This window comes from Haloferula chungangensis, assembly GCF_042664875.1.
Classification (GTDB): domain Bacteria; phylum Verrucomicrobiota; class Verrucomicrobiia; order Verrucomicrobiales; family Akkermansiaceae; genus Haloferula; species Haloferula chungangensis.
On sequence record NZ_JBHTBS010000001.1, the window covers coordinates 630,810 to 656,323 of the forward strand.

Here is a 25,514-nt window from a genome sequence, read left to right on the forward strand (position 1 = left end):
TCAGCAGGAAAGGGCTAGGCGATTTCAGTCTTCAGCACGGACAAAGGTTTTCGTGGCGGTGGTTCCCAGATTGAACTGGACGGTCGCGTTGCCACCGCCGTCGGTCTGGACGCCACCACCGGACAGCGTGCCAACGGTGGCACCAGTGAGTGCGATCGTGGAGGATCCGGTGAAGTCGAGGTCGGTGGCGCTGACGAAGCTGTAGACTGTCGACGGGGTTCCGACCAACGAGGCTTCGGAGTTACCGGTCGAGGGATCATAGTTGAACGAAGTGATTCTTGGGGCTTCGGTGCTGACCGGCGGGCCATCGGTGTAGACGCGTACGGCCTCGACTCCGTAGTAGACGGACTCGCCGTTGGTCGAATCGAAGCGCAGTCCGGTGAGGACGCCGTCCGTGACGTGATCGCTGGTCAGGGTGATTCGAACCGTGTGAGGGGCTCCCTCATTCGGCACGTTCGGGGTGTTGACGAGATTTCCGCCAAATCCGCCGGTTCCATTGCTCCAGAAAAACTGTCCATTGTCGTCGGGAGTGAAATCCGCCGGATAGTCGATTTCGACCACGAACACGCCGCTGGCGGAGGCGTTGGTCGCGAAGCCCGGAGAGACGACTCTCGAGTCGGTCCCGGTGGTGTCAACGAAGAGGCTGCCGTTGAAGACACCCGTAAAGCCATCGTTTGGATTGGCGATGGCGACTTGGATGCCTGTCCACCCTTCGGCATCATCGACATTCTCGAAAGTCCACTCCTCTTGAAGTTGGAAGGTAGGGCTGAGGGTCGCAGGGTCCAGCTCCGCGAGCGGATCAGGAATCGGGGTGATCTCGGGACCCTCCGAGTAGATTCGGATGTAATCGAGGTTCGAGGTGATACCGGATGTCGAACTGGGATCATAGCGAAGGCTGGTGAGCCGATCGTTGATCACGTCGTTGAGATTGAGACGGATGACGTGGGAAAGGCCGTCGTTTGGAACGTTCGAAATAACACGCGATTGGTCAGCAGTCACACCATCACCGTCGAGACCCCAGAAGAGCCGCTTGGATGAAGTGTCGTTCACATCGGAGACGATGCCGATTTCGATGATGAAACGCCCAGTCTCGACGTCGAGAGCTTCGAAAGCGGGCGAGTTGAGTTGAGCGTCGTTGTCGCTGCTTTCTCCGGTGAGAAGGCCTCCTGCGACACCGGTAACTGTGAAGTGGCCATTTCCTCCGGGGGTCCAACCTTCCTGATCTCCGTCGGTGTTCCAGTTCCACTCCTGGCGGAGGGTGAACTCGGCGCCGATTGGTGTGGTGGGATCAAGTTCGACTTCCGGGGTGGCAGTGGCCTGTTCAATCCTCAGGTAATCGATCTCAAAAGAGGCGGTGTTGATTCCGGCTCCCGTTGTGGGATCGATACGCAGTGAATTTACGGTTCCAAAGCCGAGCCCACCGTTGTCATCCCAAATGAGCAGGTGCCAGCCGTCCGATTGGACCTCGATCGTGTCGGGAAGGCCGAATACGGTGTTGTTGCCGCCGATGTTGCCTGCGCCCGGACTGACGTAGCCTGCGAAACCCCAGCTGAGCTCGACGAATTCAGCGGCGATGCTGTCATCGGCATCGTAGTCGAGGTCCAGGTCGGTGTCGATTCGGATGCGGAGCTCGACCCGGCCGATGTCCGCTTGGTTGAGTCCCGGCGAGAAGTCGCTGCGGACCTGCGGGTCGTTCTGCGCGTTGGAGGCTCCGGTGAGGACGGTTTCGGTCCCACCGACTGCCGTGAAATATCCCTCGTTGCCACTGAAATCGGTGGTGATCCGATTGTTGAAGTCCACCCAGTCGTCGTCCCCGGCCACGGCGGTGGCGCTGTCGGAATTGTAGCCGTTGCCGAGGCCGTCGAACTCCTCGTTGTAGATGGTTTGCGCGTTCAATAAGCTCATTCCGGCCAGCAGGCTCAGCGCCGCAAGCTGGGAGGTTAACGATGGGTTCTTTTTCATGGATCGGTGGTTTTTCTGTGGAGGAAACGCGATGAAATGTATCGTTTCGTGATTCAAAATCTTGGCTTCCGAGAGTGTTTTGTCATGAGACACGTTCGTGTCCCATGGCGGGGAGGGGAGGCCATTGATGGAGCGATTCTGGCGTTGATGTGATCTTCGGAATTTACGACCTGTGGTAGGGCCAGAGGGAAATCGTGGACGAGGTTGCCCAGCCATCCCCAGCGCCGGTGAGCAGCCAGGAAGGTGGAGGGACCGCCGAAACCCATATCGGCGGTCCCTCTGGGATTCCCTGGGAAAACCCATTAACCCAAGGAAAGCGGATCAGGGGAGGAACAGGACCTCGAAGGGACCGGCCTTTCGTTTTTCTCCTGAAGATTGAGTTCTCATTAGGAATCCGAAACGAGCGAGTGGACGGTGGATACCCCGGGCCACTTGGTGGTTTGCTCAACAAGGTTTGGCCCGCATGACGCCAGTTGTCACGAGGCACATTCGTGTCTCACGGGGACCACGTCAGGAAGGGCTGAGTGCCTGGCCGGACGAGGGCTTCAGGAAAGGTCCAGGAGCCCCCTGCGGATCGCCGCGCTGACTGCAGCGGGGAGGCTGTGAACGTGAAGCTTGTCAAAGGCGCGGCGGAGATAGCCGGATACGGAATGGGGGCTGATGCCCAGTTCGTCGGCGACTTGTAGTTTTGTTAGACCTTGAGCCACCAGTTGGAGGATCTCCTTTTCTCGCGGTGCCAGTTTGTCTTCCTCTGCAATTGGGCTTAGCTTCTGAAAAGTCCTGAGGACCATGCCGGCGATTTGTGGGTCGAGGGGGGTGCCGCCGGCGATCACCTCCGCGAGGTTCTGGAGCAGGCGGGCGGGCGAGCCGGCCTTGACGAGATACCCGTGAGCACCGGCCTCTAGGGCTGCAAAGACTTTTTCCCGATCGGTGAGGGCAGTGAGAATGATGATCTTGGCATCCGGCAACTGCCCGCGAAGCGCTCCGATGCCGTCAATGCCGCCCATCGCCGGCAGACCGAGATCAAGCAGGATGATGTCTCCTACCAGTCCTTTGTCAATGGCTTCAAGCGCATCCTCCATGTTGGAGAACTGAGCGACACAGTTGTAGTCGGCATGGTTGTCAAGTGTGGTCGAGACGGCTTTTCGATAGATCGCATGGTCTTCGATGAGGATGATGCGATGGGTAATCATGAGTGACCGGTTTTGATTGAGAAAGGATATCGGGGGGCTTTGTAGAAGTCGAGGGCCTGGGGCGTGAAAGCGAGCCGGAGGAAGGTTCCCTTACCGATTTCCGAGTTGATCTCGAGCGAGGCTCCGAGCCGGATGCTGCGCTGCTTGAGGGCACGGAGGGTTTCCGGGCGATCCAGTAACTCGGGGGCGATGCCGCGCCCATCGTCACGAATCTCGAGTAGTATCAGGGTGTCTTTCCGACTGAGGCGAATGGAGGCGTGAGCGGCCTTCGAGTGTCGGATCAAGTTGTGCAGGGCTTCACGGAAAAAGAGGACGAGGTGGCGCCCGTCTTCGTCGTTGAGTGCGAACTCTTCGGTTTCCGCGTTGAAGGTCCATTCGATTGATTCGAGGAGAATCGATGCAGTGTCCCGGAGGTGGGCGATGGTTGATGCACGGTAGCCGTTCCGGGGTCTGAGCAGCCAGACGATGTCACGGACTGAAGTGACGGTCTCGGCGGCGACCTGATTAATCAAGATGAGCTCTTCCTGGCTCTCGGTTTTGCTTTTAGCGATCTCGGAGAGGAGTTGGATGCTGCCCAGGTTGCTGCCGACATCGTCGTGAAGGTCTCCGGCGATGCGGTCGCGGATCGAACGGAGGCGCTTTCGCTCAAGGCGGCGGTAGCGAAATGGAAGGATCAGGGCGGCGAGAAGGCCTGAGATGCCGATGGCCCCCAGCATAATGATGATGCTCCGGCTCCATTTCCTCTCGATCGCCTCGGATTCAAGTCTGAGGGTGTGGAGGTTTACCTGTAGCGCGAGCCGTCGATCCAAAAATCGGAGCCACTGCTTGCGGCTTACGATTTCTCCACTCGGACCGTGACGGTCCGTGAGGGCGGCGGGACTCCAATTCTTGTGTCCGTGAGCGGGAATGGACTCTGTCAACTCTGAGGTGGCGACCCTCGCTCCGTTCGAGAGAATACTGTGACCATTGAGGATCTGGATCTCGCTGAGGGCGAGAAAAGCGGGGTAGTGGTCGTAGTCTTTCCAGAGTTTGGTGGCGCTCAGCCTGACGACTCGGGCGGTGACGGGTTCGAACCGGATCGTGAGGGGATTGCTTCCAGGGTTAATGATGTCTCCGTCCCGCGTGCTGTAGACGGTTTCAAATGTCTTCGCCCCACCGGTCATCGAAGTTTCGACCCGAAAGCGGCTGGGAAGACCGAATCCGGGGAAGTCGGCGACGGAGGGGCGGCGGGCCGGAAACATGCTCATGCCATCGAGGGTCATGGCCTCTTTAAGCTTGATTGTAACTGAAACGACTTCCTCTTCGGAAGGATGAGATTGGGACACCCAGCCGATGTTGTTCCATTCCGCGCCGTAAGGCAGGGGAATCTCGGGCAGCCCCAGAGGAGTATGCCCGTCGATCATGAACTGGGTTGTCCAGTAGGGGGTTTCCGATTTGACCGGTCGCGGATTGGTGGTGATGGAGGCGTTTTCCATCAGGTTATGCTCGCCTGCGAAGCAGAAGATTTCGGCGAGCGCGAAAACCAGGATGTCGGCTTTCTCACCCGAGGGGATACGGAGGCGGCTCACATTGATCTCCAAGCCCCTCGCCTTGATCGGAAGGTCGAGTTCGAAATTGTAGGGATGGCCCCGCCGAACGGGATGGGAACTCGTGTCCCTCGCCTCGACGATCGACACGAGATGGTCGTCGTCTGACGTAATCAGAGAAATAGAGAAATCCTCAGGAAAGCCGTACTCCGGTGCGAGCCCGGTTGCGGTGAACTTTCGTGCGGGAATCAGGGAAATGAAATCAACGGGGGCGTCTTCCGGCCAAGTGAAACGGAGCTTCAGGTTCATGTCCCGGCTTTCGAGAGCGAACAAGCGCCCGTAGGCTCCGTCGCCTCCCAGGTTTTCGAGCGGAATCTCAGGAAGCAGGGACAGTTCGTGGCAAATACGGTCGATTTCTGCGCGAATCTCCTTCAGTCGCGGAGAGTGGGTTCCGGCCAGCGACTCGGAGGAAGCCAGGTCCGAGCCGAGGCAGGTGAAGAGAGTCGCCGAGACGGTGGCTTTGCGAAAGATGGTGTGCATCAGGCGAGCACTAGGATGATGCGCGGGGCGAGTAGCGGAGTGCAAGCATCATCCGGCGGCGGCTCCGGGCGGGATAGGGCGCTCCCGCATGATTCGTTCAAGTTGAGTTCGGACAAAACGCGATCTGCTTCCATCTGAGCGTCTCTCGCGCGGGATCGACACTTCGGCATGGTACTCTGGAATGGCTGAAGGGAGGGAGGTATCAGCCTCCCGGTGTCTGAAAGGGTCGGCTCAAAGCCCTTTCAGTCATTCCGTGTGGGCCAGTAGCGCTCGCGGAGTTCATCCCGAGTAAGATTGTTTGGGACCGATTCCACATGGCCGTCCACGAAGGAGATGAACATCGAAGGGGTGTTTACCCCGGTGCCTTCCTGAGTGTAGGAATTGAATCCCTTGCCCAGCAGATTGTCGGACTTGTAGTTCTGGTACATCATGCACCATTTCGAGGGCTTCCTGATCCGAGCCATTCTCACGCCGAGGTCCTTGGTCTCCTGGCCGTAGGGAAAGCCGTTCGCATTGGAAAGCCAAGCGGTCACCCCATAGCTGCACTTGTAGGATCCTTTTTCAAGATCCTTCGGTTTGTCGTCCGGTGCCTGGAACATTTCCGCCAAGGAAGCCAGATCGCTGGCGTTCTCCGTGTTGAGGGCATCCCGGTTCTCCGGCAGCTCGCCGGCTCCGAGGGCGGGCAGAATCCACCGATCCCAGCGTGGGTCCTTGCTGCGGTCGAAGAACTTCCCTTCGTCGCTCACGTTCGACAGGATTGCGAGGCTGAGTTGCCGCATGTTGTTGGTGATGGTGGCCTTGTTGGCCGAAGCCATAGCCCTCTTGGTGACAAAAAACGAGATCGAAGCAAGGACGGCCACGATCACGATGACCACCATGACTTCGGTCAAGGTGAATCCTTTTGGACGATGGAGGGATTTGCGTTGAGAATCAGTTTTCATGGAATTGGAGTAGGGTTTGGTTTGTTGGTTTTTCGCGGAGCAGATCGGGGCAAGGGGCGTGAGCCCGTGCCTCTGGGCGGGGACCTCCCGGATCAGTCGGTGCTGCCGATCTTTCCAGGCCAGTATTTCTCAACGAAGTCCGAGTTGCTCATGAATGGGAGGACTTCGGTGTGCCCGTCGGCGAAAAGGACGATCTGGTTTCTGTTGTGGAGGTCGTCGTCCGGTCCGTCCGGTCCGCCACGATCATGATAGGCGTGTCCACCTTGGCCGACGACATTCTCGGTGCCGTCGTCGGTTCCCGCATGCCACTCGACGACCACTGCTGCGGTGGTCGGGTTCTTCACTATCGACATGGGTACGCCTTCGTTGAACGGTCGGCCCCTCCATCCTCGAAACTGGGTGCCATTGGACCAGTTGGTGGTCCACGGAACGATGGAGTAGCTCCGAGGAAATTTGTCGCTTGAGCGCATCTTTTTATCTGAAGGGCAGGCGAAGTAGGCGGCAGCATCCACGAGATCGGGAAACTTTGATTTCGACAATCCGCTGTTGCCTTTAAGGTTGTCACTCCCCGCGTAGCCAAGATAGGGCAGGATTGCCCGGTCCCAGGCCTTCCCGTCGTTTTTTCCAGGGAAACGCCTGAAATCCGCTTGGTGGGCAGCCAGGCCTAGACCGATCTGGCGGAGGTTGTTGGTGCAGGTGACCGTAGTCGCTTTTTCCTTCACTCTGTTTCCTACCATGAAAGCAAGAGTGGCAAGAATGGAAACGATGACGATAACAACCATGAGTTCTGTTAGCGTGAATCCTAGATGGTGCCGGATTCGAGTGGTTAATGCATTGGGTTTCATTTGTTGTGGGTTTGGGTTTTGGAGTGCGGTTAATCAAAATCGAGTTCGAAGTCGTCGAAGATGGAGTTACCAGATGACCATGAGGTCATTCCAAAGATACTGTTAGATGGAATTGGGGTGCCAAGGTCGAAGCTCTTTCGCTCGAAGTAAAGTCCACCTGCAGGGTCGAAGATCCGGAGATCGACCACGGCGGAGCCAGCTGAGCCGCTCACCTGTAAGCTAAAGAGGTCACCGGCGGCGAAACCCGATGTCGGGTAATTCTCAAGTGAGTCTTCTGCAATCAAGGCTCCTCCATTCTTGGAACCTTGATCGATTCGATACAGCCTCACGTCCTTATCGGTGCCTCCAGGATTGCTCCGGCCGTCGGTTAGGAGAAACTGCCAGAAGTTAAAGTTGCCACCACCAGGTATAATTCCGAATGCAATCCCAGAACCTACTCCGGTCCCATCAAAACCGGATTTTACCGAAACCTCAAATGAGGCCCCGGATGGGAGATGATGGGAGGCCAGAGTGACGAGAGCAAGCGGACCGCCTGGCGCACGCACGCGATTGGAAGCGTGGGTGAAGTCGTCACCATTTTTGCTTGCGAGATCGAGCGACCAATCGGGATCGGCATCAAGAGGACCTGATTTGCCGCCGAAATCGTTGCTGTAGCTGGTGACTCCGGTGGCAGGGCCTAAAGGCACATAGCGTTCGGTCCTTCGGGTCATCTCGCTGGGATCAAGATTGTAGTCCTCGGTGTCGCGACGCCATTTGCCGAGTTCCGCCTTTAACTTCATTTTGATGGCCGCGAGGCTCGGATCATCAGCGAGGTTGTTGGTGCACCAGAGATCGGCATCGAGGTCGAAGAGTTCCTCGGAGGGAAGGCCGCCTTCGACGATCTGCTTGAGGAGCTCGTGTTGCGGGGTGCCAGTGGCGGCGACCGTCGCATCGTAGGTGCGGTTGTGCCAAGGGGCACCGGAAGTATATTGGTCCGCGTTGAGAACCTGGCTGGGATTGGCGAGGCTGCCGCCGCTCGGTTGGGTGAGGTTGTTGATATAGTAGTAGCGTCCGTCACAGACCGCCCGGGCATTGTAGTAGCGGTGGCAGGCGGTGAGCATGGTGTCGCGATCGGGGAAATCATTTTGTGTTCCGCTAAGGATCGGCCAGAGGGATTTGCCGAGGTGGGAGGGCATCTTGGGGCTGCCGACGAGATCAAGCAGGGTGGGGGCGAGGTCGAGATGGCTGACGGGTTCGCGCAGGCGGCGGCCTCCCGAGATGCCAGGACCGGCGACGAGGAAGGGAATATGCAGACCGGTGGAGTAGATACTCTGTTTGGCGCGGTGAAGGCCGATGCCGTGGTCGGAGGTGAAAAAGATGACCGTTTCACCATCGATGCCCTCATCGACGAGTTCCTGGACACAGGCTTGGAAGATGCCGTCGATGATTCTAATATTGCCAAGGTAGTCGGCGAAGTCCTGCCGAACGCCGGGAACATCGGGGTAACAGTCCGGGACATCAATGTCGGCGGCGACGATGTTGGTGACTTTTCCGGAGCTGTCCTGCGGACCTGTCCATTGGCCGTTTTCGGTTGGCACCTTCTTAAAGGGGAGGTGGGGCGAACCGAGGTTGGCCCAGAAGAAGAACGGGCGGTCACCTGCGTCGTCGATGACCTTGCTCATCTCGGCCTTGGCGATGGCTGGAGTGCTGAGATTGGGGTGTCCTTCGTGGTAGGGGAACTTGCGGACAGGCTGAACGTGGCTCTTGGAGGAGACGGCGGTGTGCCAGCCACGGTCTCGGAAAATTTCGATCAGGGTGGGAAGGTCCTCATGGACGCCGCCATTATTAAGTTTGGAGGGATCGGGGCCGGTGAGAGGAAAGTCGATGCCGTAGTTGATGACGTTGCGGTGGGCGCTGTTAGTGTGCGGGAAAGTGCCTGTGTAGAGCGCCATCTTGCTAGGGCTGCAGACGGGTGAGAGGCAGAAGGCGCGATCAAAGACCACGCCACTTTCACCGAAGGTGTCGAGATGGGGCGTGTCGAGCCCGCGGGTCCGGTTGTTGTCCGGGTTCGGGCTGTCCCCGGCATAGCCGTCAGCGGGATTGGTGTCGTAAAGGCCGAGATGGATGTTCTGATCCTCGGTAATAAAGAAGAGGACGTTGCGCAGCGGAGTGACGGGGGAGGTGCCGAGCTTGAACTCGTCCAAGTCGCTGATCTCGTCGTCGTCGAAATCAGTAATGGCAGTGACGTGGGTGAGGTCAGTCACCGCGTCATCGAGCTTGGAGTGGATACACCAGCGCTCGAAATCATCATCGATGCCGTCGCCGTCGCTATCGGTGCGCACAAGCGGATCGGTTCCGTTAAGGAATTCGATGTCGTCAGCCACCCTGTCGCCGTCGGTGTCCCACTTTTCGGGGTCAGTTCCCAGAGCTTCTTCCTCTTTGTTGGTGAGGGAGTCGGTATCGGAGTTCAGAGATTTGTAGCGGGCGATGGAGTAGAACTTCTTGGAGCCACTCGTCGTTACGCTTACGGATCCGGCGGTGGTGCCATCGGATTGCACCGGTTCGGATTGGTGCGTCCACGCGACGAGATCATTGGATTCGTGCACGCTGTCGCGCATCCAGCGTTCGGTCCGATAATCGAAGCGGTCGGTTCCGGATCCGGCTTCGAAATTTTCAGGTTTGAGAAAAGATGTCGGATCATTCGGGTTGGTCCAGAAATGTCCCTCGACCCGATTGTTGAATCCATCGCGGTCATCATCCGCCGACGGGTCTGCGGCGGCGTTAGGGTAGAGGTTTTCCCAAACATCACTGATTCCGTTCTCATTCGCGTCGACTCCTTGAGCAGCAAGAGTGGTTACAGTCAGGAGGGTGAATGAGATTCTGGAAATCGTTGAAATCATCGTTTGGGCTTTGGATGAGCACAGTTTGTGAAAGGTTTTGAGCTCCGCACCACCCAAGTGGAGATAAGATGGGATGGGAACGTCCTTAAAAGGATCTCCGGCTTGCCCAATTTGTCATGGCACACGTTTATGTCTCATGGCCTCTGTTGCCGATGGATGCGGGTTTTCGGAAAGTTTAGTCCGCTCTCCAGCATCCAGGTGGAGCTCCTGATTCACAAACAGCGATACCATGCGAAGTCAAAATTGACGACACGAGCCTGAGCTGAACCGATGGCGAGTGCAGCGAAGAGGAAGGGAGAGAAGAATGTTAGAAGTCTCCGCTTCTCCATCTGCGGATCGCTGGGGTTTTTGTGTGGGCTCATTCTCTAGATCGTGCTGGGTGCGTCCCCGGCTGTCTTGACGCATGATCGTGTCTCAAAGGGCGGAGTATACCGAGGTATTCGATAGGAATATGAGATTTTCTGCCTAATTTCGCCAGCAACTGAGAGATATGGGAAAAGACGAGCCGATCTGCTTGTGCCCACAGATGACTGACGCGAAAAAACTGGAGAAACTGCTGCGCGAGTTCTACGCGGAGCATGAGATGCTTCGGGGCTACGTGTTCGCAGCGATTCGCGACTATCATTCGACCGAAGACATCCTTCAGGAGATGGCGATCGTCATCGCCACCAAAGCTTCGGGATTTGATTTCAGCCAGCCCTCGGGGCCGTGGTTCGTCGGGGTCGCGAAGCGGCTGATTCTGCGCTGGTTCCAGAGTAAGGGTCGAAAGGCCGTCCATGTGAGCTTCGATGTTCTTGATGAAGCCTTTTCTAACAAACTCGTGACACAGGTGAATGAAGAGCCAGACCGTGTTCTCGCCTTGCGCTCTTGTCTCCGGAAGCTTCCGGAAGATCAGAGGCGCATCATGGATCTTCGGTACGGAGACGGCGTCGATTGTGAATCGATCGCTGCAACTCTCAGCCGATCTGTCCAGAGCATCTACGCGAGTATCAAGCGCGCGAAAGAGGGACTCCGCATCTGTGTGAGTAATCAACTGAAGGAGGTCGCGCGATGAGTGATAGGCAGGAGAGTGATCCGGAGAAGCTGTTGGAAGCATACTTCCAGGACAGGCTGTCCAGCGAGGATGTGGACGTTTTGAACGACGTTCTCGAGAATGATCAGGAATTGATGAAGGGATTCGTGGTATCCGCTTACGATGAGATCCAGTTGTATCAGGCGCATCGGGAGAGCAGGATCAGCACCCTGCCGGTCATGGGTTTGCTTGGATCCAAGCGGAGTGATCCTGCGCGCTGGTTCGCAGTCGCTGCGCTCATTCTTCTCAGTGCCACCCTGGTATTCCTGAACCAGAAGGGAACCCGCTCCATGAGTCAAAGCGGACCCGCTCAGGTGGCACATGTCTCGGAAATCTATTCCGTCGAAGATGCTGCGGTCTTCGCAACGATTGGGGGCGAAAAACGCACGATCACGTCCGGATCCGAATTGGCCTCCGGTGAAGTGGTTGTTGTTCCTCCTGGTTGTCGGCTGACGATCGGCTACCGGACGGAGGAGACTTTTGTGGCATTTGATGGGGGATCTTCCTTCGAGCTGTTAGGGGGCGATGAGGGAAAGCGCCTTCGCCTAAAGCAGGGCAGCCTTCGCGCCGAGGTCGCGAGGCAGCCGAACGAAACTCCGATGAGGATCGTTACGGATGACTCGGAGATTGTCGTGCTGGGAACGGTGTTCGAGGTCTCGGACGATGAGAGCACGAGACTGTCGGTAGTCTCCGGCAAAGTACGGATGAATGCCTTGGAGCGGGAGGAGAGCGTGCTGGTGAAGGGTGGTTACTACGCGGAAGCGAGGGCAGATTCGTTTCAGGCTCCGCGACCTTTCGCTGAGAGGAAGCATGAGTCCGGTCGAGCAGAGACGCTGAATCAGGAACACCCTGACCGGAGACGTTTCATCGAGGTCGATCCCGTGGGTAACAAGCGGGGCTTCATTGAGTTCAATTTGGATGACGTCGACTATGCCGATCGGCTGTTCGATGCCACCTTGCGTCTGCGAGTCAAATCGTCGGGGGCATCGGAAAGAGGCGGAAGCGGGACGGTCCGCCTGTACAAGGCCGATCAGCGGGAGCAAGGGGTTTTAGCAAGGATTCCGACCCGCAGGCTCGAGCAGATCTCATCCTATACCGGCCAGGTATCCGCCGGGATGAATCTCGATTTTGATTTGAAGGCCTCTGATCTCAGGCCCGGCGTGAACCGATTCCTGATTACGCTGGATAAGGGAGGCAATGATTTCTGGTTTTCGGCGAATCCGAAAGACCACCCGCCTGCACTGAATCTCAAACTAAGAAACTGACCCACCTCAGAAAAACCTACCTCAAGCTATGAAAAAGCTAATCAAGAATATCCTGCCGGCCCTGCTGGTGGCAGTCATCGCCATTGAGCATGGCTTTGCCGCCGAACCGCCCGCTCCATTCGACCGCTCCAAGGATCTGCTACTGCTGCAGCACGATATGGGCAATGACCCCGACGACCTATGTGCGATCGTCGTGCAAGCCTGCATGCTAATGCATACTGATTATGACGACGTCGACTTCTATGCAGTCGTTGGCACGCGTAATCTCTACAGCGGCCACTTCGGTTGGATCGAAGAATGCCGACCGTTAGTGGCTCAGCTTTTCGGTGCCAAGGGGTCGCTTTGGACCGATGCCGAGACTGAGTCGCAATGGGCTGCTTCGCTTGATATTGTCAAAGGCAAGGCCAAGACGGCATTGCTCAGTGGCGGACGTGTTTGGGTGGTCGAAGCGGGCACCTCTGACTTCACGCGTGACTGGGTCAATAGGCTCAAGAGTGACACGGAGGTGAACAATTCCTTGCTTAACACGCATGTTGTGGTGGTGCAGCACGGTCGCACGAACGAGAACAATACGGATCCGGCGGACCTGACTTTCGTCAAGAACAACACCGACTACTACAAGATCGGCGAAGGAAAACTGGATTTCGATCGAAGTGATACGCCGAAATACCTGAGCAGGAGCACGAGCTATCGTCTGGTTGCGACTGCGGCAAGCAATCCCAATTTCTATGCGCGGGATGCGTTTCAGGCACTGGAAACCGCGCTCACTACGGCCACGGGCAATCCGACTCTCGACCCTGGTGGGGTTGATTTTACTGATTCGGTTGAAATGTGGTGGATCCTCGACATGGGCGATCCCGCTGGTTCCGTTGATAACGTTTGGAATAACTATATTGTAAATGAGTCGGTTGCAGTGGTCAGTCACATCGATAATGAAGATGCCTCCGTGGTCTATTCAGGAAACTGGAGACGTCAGGACAATGCCGATGACTATTCGGGCTCGATGGACTATAGCGGAGACGCTGGGGATTTTGTCGAAGCGACGTTTGACGGTAATTATGTTCAGGTCGGTGTTCGTATGGGCGGCAGTGGCGGTATCGTTGACGTCTATATTGATGGCAATTTGGTTGTGGATGATGTGGATACCTATTCTTCTGAGAAGGTTCATCAGGCCGTGATTGCCGAAGCCTACCTCAGCTCAGGCTCACATACCGTGCGTCTCGAAGCGACCGGTCAGAAAAATACGGCGTCGAATCGCTCTTATGCGATGTTTGACTTTTTCTACGTTGAGAGTGGGGAGTCAGATGTCGCGAAGGGGTATGCCTGGGATGACGGGGACGAACTGATTACGCTCAAGCAAATGACATCATCGGTGAGCGATGGGGTGATTACACTCGCATTGGATGCTGCGAACAACGATCCATTCATCGTGCTAGAAGAGGCAAATGTGGATTCCAGTAATAGCCAGATTGAACTGCGTGTAAGGAACGGCACTTCCGGGACTTCATGGCGACTGTACTACGCACCCGTGGGTGGTTCCTTCCAGGGGAATTACCAAGACTTTGCAGTCACAGCAAATAGTGATTGGCAGACGATAACCCTCGATTTGGAAGGCGCGCCTGGTTATGCCGGAACGATTTCCAAGCTCCGATTGGATCCCCAAGGGTTTGCCGGTGGAACCATCGAGATTGATTATATCGAAATGAAGGCCCCTTAAGGTGCAAACGCCCTTAATCGAGATCAAAATTAAACGAATACCCCAAGCTATGTATCATTTAAACCGCTTGCTCATGAAAGCCCTATTGCTGGTTTTTACTTTCTGTCTGGCCAATGCAGCTCTGGCACAGGATGCTCCCTTCAACCGTTCCAAAGACCTGTTGTTGTTGCAACATGACATGGGCAACGACCCGGACGACTTGAATGCCGTGGCTGTTGAGGCCTGCATGCTGCAGCATCCCGACTATGATGACGTCGACTTCTATGCCGTGGTTGGAACGCGTAATCTCTACAGCGGCCACTTCGGTTGGATCGACGAGTGCCGGGCTTTAATGGCCCAACTGTTCGGAGCGAAAGGACCCCTCTGGACGGATGCCGAAACCGAGGCGCAATGGGCCGCATCGCTCGATATCGTAAAAGGCAAGGTCAAGACGGTCCTGCTCAATGGCGGTCGTGTCTGGGTGGTCGAAGCGGGTACTTCCGACTTCACGCGTGATTGGGTCAACATGCTCAAGAATGACGCGCAGGTGAACAACTCGCTACTCACCTCGCACGTCGTCGTGGTGCAACACGGATTCAGTAACGAAAAAAACACGGATCCTGCCGACCTGACTTTCGTCCAGAACAACACCGACTACTATAAGATAGGCGAAGGGAAATTGGATTTTGATCGGAGTAACACACCGAAATACTTGAGCACGAATACCGACTTTCTTCCTGCCGCTGCGGCCGCCAGTAATCCGAATACCTATGCGCGGGATGCGTTTCAGGCATTGCAAACGGCGTTGGCCCCTCATATCCCGACTACTGGGAATACGACTCTAGCGAACGGTGGCGTTGATTTTACGGATACCGTTGAAATGTGGTGGATTCTTGGAATGAACACGACCACTGAGGGCAGCGTCGCGAATGTGTGGGACAAGTTCATTGTCAATGATCCGGATAGTTCCGGCGGCGGGGGTACCGATGGTGAGAAGGTTTTCCAGGAGTCGGAAGGACTCGTCATCATGGAGATGGAGAGCACTCAGTCGCCGCTTGGGAACTGGATCAAGATTGAGGAGGGTGACACCAATTATGTTTCCGGAGCGACGGGTGGCGTTCACTTGGAGTTTGGAGGAAACAGCCAGACTGGTGGGCCGGCGGATTCGCCGCTTGTTTACAAATTCAAGGTCAACCAAAGCGGTAAATATCACCTGAATATGCGCGCTCGCAAGCGATTGGCAGGAGGCGATCCAGACTGGACCAATGACTGCTACGTGCGCATGGAGGGTAACTTCACGTCCGGGTCCGCGCATTACGATGTCAATGTGCTGCGGGTGGATACCAAGCTCTATGGCGGGAATGAAAATAACTGGGGATGGGCGCTCAAGCTCGACTCTGCGGACGCGCACCGTGTGCCAGCGATTTATCAGCTTGTCGCAGGTGAAACCTACACCTTCATCGTCTCCGGGCGCTCGCAGCGCTTCAATCTCGACCGTATCATTTTTCGTTATAGCACGGTCGATTTGAATGATTTAACCGGGACACGGACGACATGTGTGCCAATCCGGTGATTCTGGCATTGCTGAAAAGTGCTGGCGTGGAAGACCGGCTGGTTCATTTCTCGCATTCGTGCGATTTTCGAGCGGCAGGAGACGACGAGGCGCGGTTCGTCGCGCTGCAAAATGGCCTTTATGGAATATTGGGGAGGTGGCGGTCATCTTTGAAAAACGCTTCCAAGCGACAGTGGTGAGCCGCGAGTTTCGAAACTTCTGGATGTACGGTTGATCTGGCCCTTTGAGTCGGGAGCAAGCGCTTGTCGCGGCACCTTTCCTTCAGGAGTTTCTGGGCGGAAGGAGTAAGGATAGTTCCGATACCGGCCAGCATCCTAATCTGCTCGATGGTGGATGAAGGGCTTTGCGTCGAGATCATGTCGGTAATCACAATCATTGGGTCGACCATTTTTGTCATGACACACGAATGTGCGCCGGTTGCCCTAGGTCTGGAGTTAGGCCCTCGTAAATGGCGGTGGAGACATGAACGTGTCTCAAGACGACTCTCGGGCAAACGGGGTAGTCTGTTCGCGTGAGTAGAGGGATTTTATCGTTGGCGGCCGCGTCGGCCCTTTGGTCGCCATTTCAAGGGCTCTCCGCTGAAGACGGAGATATTGGTGCGGTGGTCTGGCAGGCGTCGACCATGGCCTTCGAGTTCGACGGGGCAAGAGCGCCCGAAGAGGGAGACAACCCGTCTCTCGACTACCGCCTGCAAGTTCGGTTCGAAAGCCCGACGGGTGAGGTTTTTCAGGTGCCTGGATACTATGATGGTCCGGTAGGGGAATCCGGACCGGGAAAGTGGAAGCTGCGCTTCACGCCGGATCGCCCGGGCGAGTGGAGCTACGCGGTTTCGTTCAGGAAGGGCCATGAGATCGCAGTGTCTCTCGATCCGGATGCCGGAGCGGCGGTTGGGTTCGACGGACGGAAAGGCAGCATGGTGGTCCAGCCCCTCGATCCCAACGCTCCGGGTTTTCACAAATGGGGACGCCTCGAATACGTCGGCGGGCACTATCTCAAGTTCCGGAATGGTCCGCACTGGATCCGCGGAGGTGTGGACAGTCCGGAGAACTTCCTCGCTTTCGCCGGTTTCGACAACACACCGGCGAAGCACCACTATGCCGCGCACCTTGACGACTGGCGGGAGGGCGACCCCGACTGGGGAGACGGAAAGGGGAAGCCGATCATTGGGGCAATCAACAGCCTCGCCGCGCAAGGCGTGAACAGCATCTATTTCCTGGTCATGAACATCGGTGGCGACGGCAAGGACGTCTGGCCCTTTGCCGGAACTCCAGACCCGAAGGGTCATTCGGACAACGACAACCTGCATTTCGACCATGGGAAACTCGAGCAGTGGGAAACCGTCTTCGCCCACGCCCAGCGGAAGGGAATTGCCCTCCACTGCGTGTTCAACGAGGCCGAGACGGCGAACAAGCGCGAGCTCGACAACGGCGAACTCGGAGTGGAGCGGAAACTTTACTATCGCGAGATGATCGCCCGCTTCGGCCACCATCTGGCCCTGTCTTGGAATCTTTGTGAGGAGTTCAATGCGGACTTCGATCTGGGGCCGGATCGGATTCGCGCTTACGCCGACTACTTCCGGGCCGTCGATCCCTACGGCCACCCGATCTCGGTCCACACCGCCGGCAATCCCTTGAAGGAACTCGCGTTCAGCTTTGGCGACGAACGCTTCAGCCTGACCTCGATCCAGCTCAACAAGAGCCGGATTGATACATTGGTAGAGGACTTTCGCAAGGCGACCGCCGAAGCCGACCGGCCGCTGCCGATCTCGATGGATGAGTTCATTCTCGACGTCGGACAGAAGGAATCGTGGAAGCCCTTTGACCGCCCCGATCTGCATCGGAAGCAGAAGCTCTGGCCGACCTATTTCTCCGGTGGCCAGATCGAGTTCATTCTCGAGGGCCTGCTGTGGGTGGAATCGTTCAAGAGCCCGAAACTCCAGGCGCTTTGGAAGCATGTCGCGACCGCCCGCCGCTTCATGGAGGAAAACCTTCCCTTCTGGGAGATGGAGCCCGCCGACGAGCTGGTGGTCGACGAGAGCACGCTTCCGGTAGGTCACGGGAGAGGAAAACCGTCCGATCTCGAAGCCCAGGTGTTCCGGAAGAAGGGGGAGGTCTATGCGATCTACTTCCCGACGGCGACGGATACGGGGAATCTGGATCTTCGCGACGAAGAAGGGAAGTTCACCGGCCGGTGGTTCGATCCCCGCAACGGGGTGTTCGCCGGAGAATCGTCCAGCTTCAAGGGCGGCAAACTCAATCCCTGCGGACCTCCGCCAGATAACAGCGGGGAAGACTGGGTCCTGTTGGTAAGAAAGAGCGGCTGAATTGAGCGGACGAGTTTTGTCCCGCCGCGCTTCGCGAAATAAAATGATCATGACTAAACCAACCATGTTTGCCCGACACCTTGGCCTGACCTTGGTCTCGCTTCAGGTCGCCCTCGGTGCCGTCCCGGCCCACGGAGGATCCCGGGATGCGAAACCGACCGAGCGCCCGAACATCCTCATCTGCATGGCAGACGACTGGGGTTGGCCACACGCCGGTGCCTACAGTGAGAACTGGAATACGAGAAACCTGCTGGTCGATCTGAGTGACCTGACCCTCGCATTCGCCCCCTTCGATACCGTCACCGTCAACGTGCCCGAGCCGTCATCATCGGTTCTGGCGCTCGGAGGACTTTCCGCCCTCCTTCTGCGCCGCCGTCGTCGCTGACGGCCTGGTCGTTGACGGGATGATCCGGCACCCCGGCTTGGTGCATCGGGCCAGTCCGATAGTACCTACTGATCTCCGTGGGTCACGAGAATCCGGCTGGCATGGGGCTTTGGCCGACGGGGGGCGATTCAGCACGGCAATGCCCTCAGCGGAAACAAGCTCACCGGGGGGCTGCCGAACGCGCCGGCTTCCGAACGCTGGTTCCAGGCGCAGTTCGAGGAACTGGTGACCAACGCCCATCCGCCATTCGCGCCGTAGGCGGCGGATTGCTGGCGGAGGAGAATCTGGGGAAGGCTTCACAGTCCGGATTTTGGCCATACCGGGGTTTGAGACATCATCGTGTCTCATGACAGCTGGATGGGAACAGGGCTTGATCGAATATCGACAAGGTCAGCACTGAGTAGAGCCAAAGCAGTTTTCCGAACCGTGGAAGCGGTCTCGGGGACCAAGTGCTTCTTTGCTCATTTGGTTGGCACGCCGCTTCAATCATCAACGCAATCTTCACCTCAAATAATTGATTCACCTCAATCCTCCCTGCAGGAAATGGTTCTCCGGCACTCAGGGGATCGGCTAATAACGATATGAAAAATGCTCAGACTCTAGTTACCTTCGTAGCATTTGCCATGCTCTGGCCCGTGCTCAGGGCTGAACCGGCAAAGCCAAACGTCATCGTCATCTTTGCCGATGACCTCGGCTATGCGGACCTTGCGGTGCAGGAACAGGAAAAGGATCTCTTTACGCCGAATCTCGACCGAATGGCTGCCGAAGGGGTGCGTTGCACCGCAGGCTATGCCACCGCGCCGCAGTGTTCGCCGTCGCGGGCCGGGCTGCTCACCGGTCGTTACCAGCAGCGACTCGGTATCGACACGATCCCGGATCTGCCACTCGCCAATGAGGAGGTCCTCATCCCGGAAATGCTCAAGCCCGCCGGTTATACCACGGCGATGGTCGGCAAGTGGCATCTCGAACCGAACGTCATCTGCCGCGACTGGATTGGTAAACACCTTCCCAAGGCCAAGCCCGACAAGCGGGGGTTCGTCACCATTCCGTTTGGCAAGAAGATCCCCTACATGCCGGAGTCGCAGGGATTCGATCACTATTTCTGCGGAGAGATGAACCACTACCGCGCCAACTTCAGACGCGATGGCGAGGACTGCGAACCGACGCACCTCAACGAGAAGGGGTTTCGCGTCGATATCCAGAGCGATGCGGCCATCGGTTTCATCGATCGGCATCACGACAAACCCTTCTTCCTCTACTTGTCCTACTATGCGCCTCATACTCCGCTGGTCACACCGGAGCCCTACGCGGATCACTTCTCAGAGGATATGGCGATCCGCCGTCGGGCGGCGCTAGCGATGATCCACGGCATCGACCACGGCGTCGGCCGCGTGATGGAATCTCTCAAGCGCCACGGGATCGACAACAACACGATCGTCTTTTTCACCAGCGACAACGGCGCTCCGGTCCACAAACGTCGCGATTCACCGCTCGACAAGGACATGGGAGGCTGGGATGGATCGCTCAACACTCCATGGGTTGGTGAAAAGGGCATGCTTTCCGAAGGCGGCATCCGAGTTCCCTTTCTGATCCACTGGCCGGAGAAGTTGCCGGCCGGGATGGTCTATCCGCATCCGGTCTCGACTCTCGATATCGCGGCGACGGCCCGCAGTGTTGCCGGGCTTCCCGCTGATCCGGGGCTCGATGGCGTTGATCTGATGCCCTTGCTCGGGGAAGGTAAGGCCGCGGAGCGCCCGCTGTTCTGGCGATTCTGGAAGCAGATTGCGGTGCGTGACGGTCGCTGGAAATATCTGAACGTGAACAAGCAGGCGGAGTTCCTTTTCGACCTCGAGGATCCGGCTCACGAGGAGCGTAACCTCGCCGAAGCCAACCCTGAAGTGCTCAAGCAACTGCAGAAGAAAGCGACCAGCTGGGCTGCCGAACTGAAACCGCCGGGAGTTCCACATGGGGACGCGGATCACGAGGAAGTCGAGTGGTATCGCGAGTATTTCGACGCCAGGATCAAGTGAGGAGTCGAACAGGATCGAATAGTGAAATCGAGTATCATGATGAACAAAGCAATAGTGAATGCGGCGGGACTACTTCTGCTGGGAGCCGCCGCCAGTGCCGGAACGATCGATCCGGCACAGGGTGGCTGGTACGAGCGCTACAAGAAGCAGGAAAATGCCCCCAAGCCCGCAGAGATGCTCCTCAATGAGGACCCGGAGCCCGCCTTGAAGGACGGATTCGTGGCATTGTTCAATGGAAGGGATCTCACCGGCTGGTCGGTGAAGGGCGGCGAGTCGGTATTCGAAGCAAGGGACGGGATGATCGTGGGAACGGTCGTTGCCGACACGCCGAGCACCTATCTCTGCACGGACCGGAACTATGCGGACTTCATCTTCACCTGCGAATTAAAGTGGGTGGTCAACTTGAACTCGGGGGTGATGTTTCGTGCCGCTGCACGTGAGAAGGGAAAGACCGAGGAGGTCTTCGGTCCTCAGGCCGAGATGGAAGGGGTCCAGGGGAATCGGCGATGGTCCGGAGGGATCTATGGGCAATCCTGCGGCGGTTACTTCTATCCACTCTGGCTCAAGGAACATGAAAAGGTCCGGTCGGCATTGAAACCGAAGGAGTGGAACCGGCTCACCGTTCAAGCGAAAGGGGGACAGGTGAAAACCTGGCTCAATGGCGTGCCGGCTGCTCACTGGGTTGACGACGGAAGCTATTCGAAAGGCTTCTTCGGCCTGCAGGTGCACAAGGCCAAGAAGGGCGAGGTCTGGTTCCGGAACATTCGTGTAAAGGAATTTGCGGGCTGAGCTCCCCCGGGAATTTCAGTCGCTTCAAATATTCTCCTCCGTCCCGCGGTACTCGATGCCGATCAGGCAGACGTCATCCTCGAAGCGTTGTGCGCCTGATTGGTAGAGGACCCTCGCTGTGATATTCTCGACGAAGGTTGAGAGTTCGATCTGGTCCAGACCTTCGATAATCCGCCTCAATCCGCCGCTGCCGAGTTCCTCACCGCTTCCCGGCTCCGGCGGCATCTCTGTCAGGCCGTCGGTGTAAAGCAGGATCCGCTCCCCATTCGTTAGACGGGCCTCGCCGGTTACGAATGCCGGATTTGGGACCAGCATCAACGCCGGGCCCCGTACTTCACCGCGCTCATAGAGTTCCCGGACGGCGCCAGTGGCGGGTTCTCTGATCAGAGGTGAGTGGTGGCCGGCGGTGGCGAAAGTGACGGAGCCGTCAGAAGTGTCGATGACGAGGTAAAAGGCCGTGATGAATTCGGAATCGTCGTCCCGGGAGATCACCTCGCACAGGCGCCGGTTGAGGCGTTCGAGAAACTCTTCCGGCTTTGAAAGCCGGGCCGCTTTGCTCTGCGCCATCGCGTTGAGAGCGGACATGGTGAGCGCCGCGCCGACGCCGTGCCCCATCACATCCGCGATGAAAATTCCGATCTTCGAATCTGAGAAGGGGAGCAGGCAGAAGAAATCGCCGCCGACCGGTCCGCTGGGGCGATAGTCATGGACAACCTCGATGGATCCGGATCGTTCGGAAGCCATCTTCGGAAAGTTGAGCTGTTTCGCCGGAAGAAATGAGTGTTGGACCTTGTTGGCGCGGCTGAGCTCGGACTCCATTTGTTCCTTCATCCGGCTGATCAGGAGCTCACTTTCCTTGTGTGCGGTGATGTCCCGGGAGATTCCAAAGATCCCGATGATCTCTCCGTCGTCGTCCCGTAGCGGCATCTTGGTGGTCGACACCCAGGTGACTCTTCCGTCGGGCCAGGTCTCCTTTTCCTCGATCCCGATGACCGGGGCTCCGGTGCGGATGATGCGCTGTTCATCGGCGGATGCGGCGAGGGCGTGCTCCTCGCTGAAGAGATCGAAGTCCGTCTTTCCGATGACCTCCTCCGGAGAGTCGAAACCCAGCCATTTCGCACCCCATTGGCTGATGAGGGTGATGCGGCCATCACGATCCATGAAGTAGATGTTGTCGGAAATGTGATCCATCAGCTGCCGGAGCATTCCACTTTGGGTGAGTTCCAGGCTTGGCTCGGGCTTCTTCATGTGGGCAGACCGGAGATTCCCGGCAATCTGAAATGCTTATGCGGCCCAATCGTTGATTGCAATACTGGAAGCTGTCCCACGCAGATTTCCGCTTCCGGACGTTTGCTGAGGGAGCATCAGCTCCCACGATTCAGCAATCCTTCTGAACGTGATGGAGCCGTTCCCGCGCGCTGAAAAATGGGCGCTCCCCGCCTTCCTCAGTCGGTGATGCAGGGGAATTGGCGGTACTATGGGAGCGCCTTGCCGTAGATGAGCACGGTATCGATGCCGAAGCCCTCCTGGTCCCCTGGATTACCTAGGGAGTAAGCCGCTCCGTTGTCATCCTCGAGACGCAGGCGGAGCTCCCAGTTGTCGGTGGCGTTGAGGGTCTTGCCGTTGATGGGATGCGAGATCTCAAAGGGGGTGATTCGCTTGCCGCCGTTTCCGGTGACGAGAGTCTTGTTAGGCGAGACGACTCCCGGGGAGTCGAGCGAGCCGTTGAGGAAGGCAACGACGTCGGCCTGGACGGTGGTCGTCGCGCCGCTCGGGCGGTCGCTCCAAAGATAGCCGGTGTAGGTGATGCGGGTGACTTCGATGTCGGTGGTCGCGGTGATGGCGGTTCGCAGTTGATTGCTGATTCCGCTGGCCGGCAGCTGGGCACCGCTCCATGCGACGACAGGATCATCGAAGGTGAAGCTTCCGGCGCTGCTGATGATACCGGAGTTCGCGCCATTGATGGTGGCATCCTGCGAAGTTGCCAGGGTTGAGAGAGTTACCGGCGAGAAGGAGCTTTCACGGAAGGTCCAGATTGAAAGGGGAACCTCACCGGCAATCGTGCCCGCTGCGCGGAAAAAGCCGTGACCGTCTGGAAACGCGGACGGGTCCAGTCGCAGAGTGTAGTCGGTCCGATCATCGCCGGTTCGCTCGAAGAACTGGGTGACGGTTCCGCCGACGGGGTTGTGGTTCGATCCGTTGATCGAGAACAGGGGGGTGAATGGGGTGACGAGGTCGGGCGAATACTCGATTCCAAGTGTCGAGCCGCTCGAAGCATTCCTGCCGCTGAAGGTCAGCAGCGGGGTGGGCGGATTGGTGGTCTGGTCGAAGCCGGTCCGGATCCGCGGCTCGACGGAGTCCATGCCGGCACCCAAGAGATGATCGAGCAAATCGGGGACACCGTTGCCAGTGTTGTCGTCTTCCGGCAGGGCGGTGCCGCCAGGTGGCACGGTCAGGGTTTTCTCGAGCTCATTGCCGTAGCTCGAAGCAGTCTTGAAGCGATAGGCGAATGCAGATTCCAGGACGGCGTTGATATTCTTCAGGTTTCCGTCGCGGTACCGCGCCCAGCCGGTGTCCCAGGTAATATAGTAGTGGGCGTCCGGTTCGAGCTCGGGAAAGTCGGTGAAGGTGATCGTGTTGCTACCCTGAGCGGGGTGGGAGGTGTCGGGGTCAGCCTCCCAGAGGATCTCGGGATTGCCGAAACGCTGGAGCCGGATCTTCTTGCCTTCGGTGCCGTTGAAGTCGATCGCCCCCACGAAGGTCAGCGTGAGCGGAGTGTCGGTGGGCACGCCGCCCGACATGTATTCAGGGACGGAGGAAACCAGTCCGGTGCGGATATTGTCGAAGCCCCAGCCGCGGTGTTCGGTTCCGGGTGGAAGATTCCAGACGCTTCCGTTCCCGCCGCTCGGGGGATTGATGGCGAAGTGGGCGTCCCACTGGGCGACCATCACATCCCGCAAATCAGGACGGACGCCCGCGAGGTCGTGATGCTCTCCGGGATCGGCGTCGAAGTTGTAGAGTTCCCAAGGGCCGTCGAAGTAGCGCACGATCTTCCAGCCGTCGTCGAACAGGCCTTTCGAGCGGTCGGTGAAGTGGCTGATGAAGAAATCGCTGCCGGCGGTGGAGGAGGCATTGGTGAAGAGCGGCACGATGCTCTCTCCCATCAGCGGCTTGGTCGACTTGCCAGCGTAGCTGGCGGGGTAGGTCGCGCCGGCGAGTTCGAGGAAGGTCGGGTAAAAGTCCCAGAGGTTGCTCGCCTGGTGGAGGATCGTTCCGGCGGGCAAGCTGATGCCATCCGGCCAGTGGGCGACGAAGGGACTGCGCACGCCACCGCCATAGCTCGAGTGCTTGTAGGAGCGGAAAGGCGTGTTCTGCAACACACCCCAGCCGTAGCCGGTGTTGAAGCGCACATTTGAGTTCGGATCCCAGGGAAGTGCACTGCGGTCGGTCCATTGACCGGCGTAGGATCCACCGTTGTCGGAACAGAAAATGATCAGGGTGTTTTCGAGGACCGAGTCGTCGGTCATCGGGTCACCGTCGGGATCGGAAAGATGGTCGATGATCCGACCGACGTTTTGATCGACGCTGTCGACCATTCCGGCGTAGGCCGACATGCAAAGAGCCTCGAAGTCCTTCTGGCGGACCCACTCGTCGGTGGATGTTTCCGGGAGCGAATTCCACTCGGGAACCTCGGCGCCGGTTTCCGCGAGCACCATGTCCGCCGGAACCAGTCCCATCGCTTTCTGGCGTTCGAAACGTTCCCGCCGCAACTGGTCCCAGCCTGCCGCATAGACTTCGGTGTCGTAGTATTTCCGGATGTCCGCCTCGAACGCCTGATGAGGGCCGTGCGGGGCGTTGTAGCAGACCCAGCTGAAGAAAGGCTTTCCCTGGCTCAGCGCTTGGTCGATGAAATCGATCGTGTAGTCGGTGATCGCATCGGTGGCGTAGAAGCCGGGGGGGAAGTTGTTGAAGTCGGCATTGTCGAGACGCCAGGTATCGTCGCCCTTGAAGTTGTTGGTGGCGCCGTCGCGGAAGCCGAAGAAGCGGTCGAAACCGTAATCGGTGTTGGGATTCCCAGTGGAAAGATTCCCGAAGGCATGGACCTTCCCCGTGATACTGGTGTGGTAGCCCGCGTCGCGCAGCAGGTGGGCGAAGCTCAGTCCGTTGCTGACGTTGCCGAAGCCGGCGGCACTGTATTCCATGCCGCTGATCAGGCTGGCTCGCGAGGTCACGCACATCGGAGTGACCCGGAAGTTCGAGAGCCTTAGACCGGCGTCGGCAAGGCTGTCGATGCGCGGGGTGTCGATTTCGCCGCCAAAGCAGCCGATATCGCTGTAGCCCATGTCGTCAACGAAAACGAAGACGATGTTCGGCTGGCTGGCCAATAGGGGAGTGGCGAGAAGGAACGCGATGGATAGGAACAATGCGGGTTTCATGATCGGACGGCAATGGTTTCAAAAAGAAACAGGCCGCCCCCTGAGGGTCGGCCTGTTTC

Annotated in this window: 17 protein-coding genes; 8 read left to right on the top strand and 9 right to left on the bottom strand. The window is 57.7% G+C overall.

Annotated elements, in window-relative coordinates:
* Positions 1-24: 24 nt before the first annotated feature.
* The 7 genes from ACFQY0_RS02485 to ACFQY0_RS02515 form a co-directional block, all read right to left on the bottom strand.
* A complete protein-coding gene (locus ACFQY0_RS02485; protein ID WP_379708740.1) occupies positions 25-1,962 on the bottom strand; it encodes a hypothetical protein in 1,938 nt (645 codons plus the stop codon).
* Between the two features lie 545 nt (positions 1,963-2,507).
* Complete coding sequence (locus tag ACFQY0_RS02490) at positions 2,508-3,155, bottom strand: response regulator (protein ID WP_379708742.1); 648 nt, start codon at positions 3,153-3,155, stop codon at positions 2,508-2,510.
* On the bottom strand, positions 3,152-5,221 hold the full coding sequence (locus ACFQY0_RS02495; RefSeq protein WP_379708744.1) for a histidine kinase: 2,070 nt from the start codon (positions 5,219-5,221) through the stop codon (positions 3,152-3,154). The genes ACFQY0_RS02490 and ACFQY0_RS02495 overlap by 4 nt, the downstream gene beginning before the upstream one ends.
* 242 nt (positions 5,222-5,463) lie before the next feature.
* Positions 5,464-6,162 carry a prepilin-type N-terminal cleavage/methylation domain-containing protein gene (locus tag ACFQY0_RS02500; RefSeq protein ID WP_379708746.1) on the bottom strand — a complete coding sequence of 233 codons (699 nt, stop codon included), beginning with the start codon at positions 6,160-6,162 and terminating at the stop codon, positions 5,464-5,466.
* Between the two features lie 92 nt (positions 6,163-6,254).
* Complete coding sequence (locus tag ACFQY0_RS02505) at positions 6,255-7,007, bottom strand: DUF1559 family PulG-like putative transporter (RefSeq protein WP_379708748.1); 753 nt, start codon at positions 7,005-7,007, stop codon at positions 6,255-6,257.
* A gap of 29 nt (positions 7,008-7,036) precedes the next feature.
* The gene (locus tag ACFQY0_RS02510; RefSeq protein ID WP_379708750.1) at positions 7,037-9,886 is read right to left on the bottom strand and encodes a sulfatase-like hydrolase/transferase; all 2,850 of its coding nucleotides are present in this window, start codon (positions 9,884-9,886) and stop codon (positions 7,037-7,039) included.
* Between the two features lie 212 nt (positions 9,887-10,098).
* Entirely contained in the window at positions 10,099-10,248 is a 150-nt protein-coding gene (locus ACFQY0_RS02515) for a hypothetical protein (RefSeq protein WP_379708752.1), read from the bottom strand.
* Between the two features lie 164 nt (positions 10,249-10,412).
* On the opposite strand from ACFQY0_RS02515, the gene ACFQY0_RS02520 reads away from it, so the two are divergent.
* The 8 genes from ACFQY0_RS02520 to ACFQY0_RS02555 all read left to right on the top strand — a co-directional run bounded on the left by ACFQY0_RS02520 (position 10,413) and on the right by ACFQY0_RS02555 (position 21,019).
* Entirely contained in the window at positions 10,413-10,940 is a 528-nt protein-coding gene (locus ACFQY0_RS02520; RefSeq protein WP_379708754.1) for a sigma-70 family RNA polymerase sigma factor, read from the top strand.
* Positions 10,937-12,223 carry a FecR domain-containing protein gene (locus ACFQY0_RS02525; protein ID WP_379708756.1) on the top strand — a complete coding sequence of 429 codons (1,287 nt, stop codon included), beginning with the start codon at positions 10,937-10,939 and terminating at the stop codon, positions 12,221-12,223. Before ACFQY0_RS02520 ends, ACFQY0_RS02525 begins: the two co-directional genes overlap by 4 nt.
* A 28-nt stretch (positions 12,224-12,251) precedes the next feature.
* Positions 12,252-13,940 (top strand): hypothetical protein, encoded by a 1,689-nt coding sequence (locus ACFQY0_RS02530; protein ID WP_379708758.1) that lies wholly within the window; start codon positions 12,252-12,254, stop codon positions 13,938-13,940.
* 73 nt (positions 13,941-14,013) lie between these two features.
* Positions 14,014-15,492 (top strand): hypothetical protein, encoded by a 1,479-nt coding sequence (locus ACFQY0_RS02535; RefSeq protein WP_379708760.1) that lies wholly within the window; start codon positions 14,014-14,016, stop codon positions 15,490-15,492.
* Between the two features lie 511 nt (positions 15,493-16,003).
* On the top strand, positions 16,004-17,815 hold the full coding sequence (locus ACFQY0_RS02540) for a DUF5060 domain-containing protein (RefSeq protein WP_379708762.1): 1,812 nt from the start codon (positions 16,004-16,006) through the stop codon (positions 17,813-17,815).
* Positions 17,816-17,864: 49 nt separating this feature from the next.
* A complete protein-coding gene (locus tag ACFQY0_RS02545) occupies positions 17,865-18,200 on the top strand; it encodes a PEP-CTERM sorting domain-containing protein (protein ID WP_379708764.1) in 336 nt (111 codons plus the stop codon).
* 623 nt (positions 18,201-18,823) lie between these two features.
* Positions 18,824-20,230: a sulfatase family protein gene (locus ACFQY0_RS02550; protein WP_379708766.1), complete on the top strand. Its 1,407-nt coding sequence runs from the start codon at positions 18,824-18,826 to the stop codon at positions 20,228-20,230.
* 39 nt (positions 20,231-20,269) lie between these two features.
* Positions 20,270-21,019: a 3-keto-disaccharide hydrolase gene (locus ACFQY0_RS02555; protein ID WP_379708768.1), complete on the top strand. Its 750-nt coding sequence runs from the start codon at positions 20,270-20,272 to the stop codon at positions 21,017-21,019.
* A gap of 24 nt (positions 21,020-21,043) precedes the next feature.
* On the opposite strand, the gene ACFQY0_RS02560 is transcribed toward ACFQY0_RS02555, so the two are convergent.
* Positions 21,044-22,267 (bottom strand): SpoIIE family protein phosphatase, encoded by a 1,224-nt coding sequence (locus ACFQY0_RS02560; RefSeq protein ID WP_379708770.1) that lies wholly within the window; start codon positions 22,265-22,267, stop codon positions 21,044-21,046.
* 227 nt (positions 22,268-22,494) lie between these two features.
* Entirely contained in the window at positions 22,495-25,455 is a 2,961-nt protein-coding gene (locus ACFQY0_RS02565; protein WP_379708772.1) for an arylsulfatase, read from the bottom strand.
* Positions 25,456-25,514 lie beyond the last annotated feature (59 nt).

Bases quoted from the DNA above. Each gene is read 5' to 3' on its own strand.
- ACFQY0_RS02485 (WP_379708740.1), bottom strand. From the start codon at position 1,962: ATGAAAAAGAACCCATCGTTAACCTCCCAGCTTGCGGCGCTGAGCCTG.
- ACFQY0_RS02490 (WP_379708742.1), bottom strand. From the start codon at position 3,155: ATGATTACCCATCGCATCATCCTCATCGAAGACCATGCGATCTATCGA.
- ACFQY0_RS02495 (WP_379708744.1), bottom strand. From the start codon at position 5,221: ATGCACACCATCTTTCGCAAAGCCACCGTCTCGGCGACTCTCTTCACC.
- ACFQY0_RS02500 (WP_379708746.1), bottom strand. From the start codon at position 6,162: ATGAAAACTGATTCTCAACGCAAATCCCTCCATCGTCCAAAAGGATTC.
- ACFQY0_RS02505 (WP_379708748.1), bottom strand. From the start codon at position 7,007: ATGAAACCCAATGCATTAACCACTCGAATCCGGCACCATCTAGGATTC.
- ACFQY0_RS02510 (WP_379708750.1), bottom strand. From the start codon at position 9,886: ATGATTTCAACGATTTCCAGAATCTCATTCACCCTCCTGACTGTAACC.
- ACFQY0_RS02515 (WP_379708752.1), bottom strand. From the start codon at position 10,248: ATGAGCCCACACAAAAACCCCAGCGATCCGCAGATGGAGAAGCGGAGA.
- ACFQY0_RS02520 (WP_379708754.1), top strand. From the start codon at position 10,413: ATGACTGACGCGAAAAAACTGGAGAAACTGCTGCGCGAGTTCTACGCG.
- ACFQY0_RS02525 (WP_379708756.1), top strand. From the start codon at position 10,937: ATGAGTGATAGGCAGGAGAGTGATCCGGAGAAGCTGTTGGAAGCATAC.
- ACFQY0_RS02530 (WP_379708758.1), top strand. From the start codon at position 12,252: ATGAAAAAGCTAATCAAGAATATCCTGCCGGCCCTGCTGGTGGCAGTC.
- ACFQY0_RS02535 (WP_379708760.1), top strand. From the start codon at position 14,014: ATGAAAGCCCTATTGCTGGTTTTTACTTTCTGTCTGGCCAATGCAGCT.
- ACFQY0_RS02545 (WP_379708764.1), top strand. From the start codon at position 17,865: ATGACTAAACCAACCATGTTTGCCCGACACCTTGGCCTGACCTTGGTC.
- ACFQY0_RS02550 (WP_379708766.1), top strand. From the start codon at position 18,824: ATGCTCTGGCCCGTGCTCAGGGCTGAACCGGCAAAGCCAAACGTCATC.
- ACFQY0_RS02555 (WP_379708768.1), top strand. From the start codon at position 20,270: ATGAACAAAGCAATAGTGAATGCGGCGGGACTACTTCTGCTGGGAGCC.
- ACFQY0_RS02560 (WP_379708770.1), bottom strand. From the start codon at position 22,267: ATGAAGAAGCCCGAGCCAAGCCTGGAACTCACCCAAAGTGGAATGCTC.
- ACFQY0_RS02565 (WP_379708772.1), bottom strand. From the start codon at position 25,455: ATGAAACCCGCATTGTTCCTATCCATCGCGTTCCTTCTCGCCACTCCC.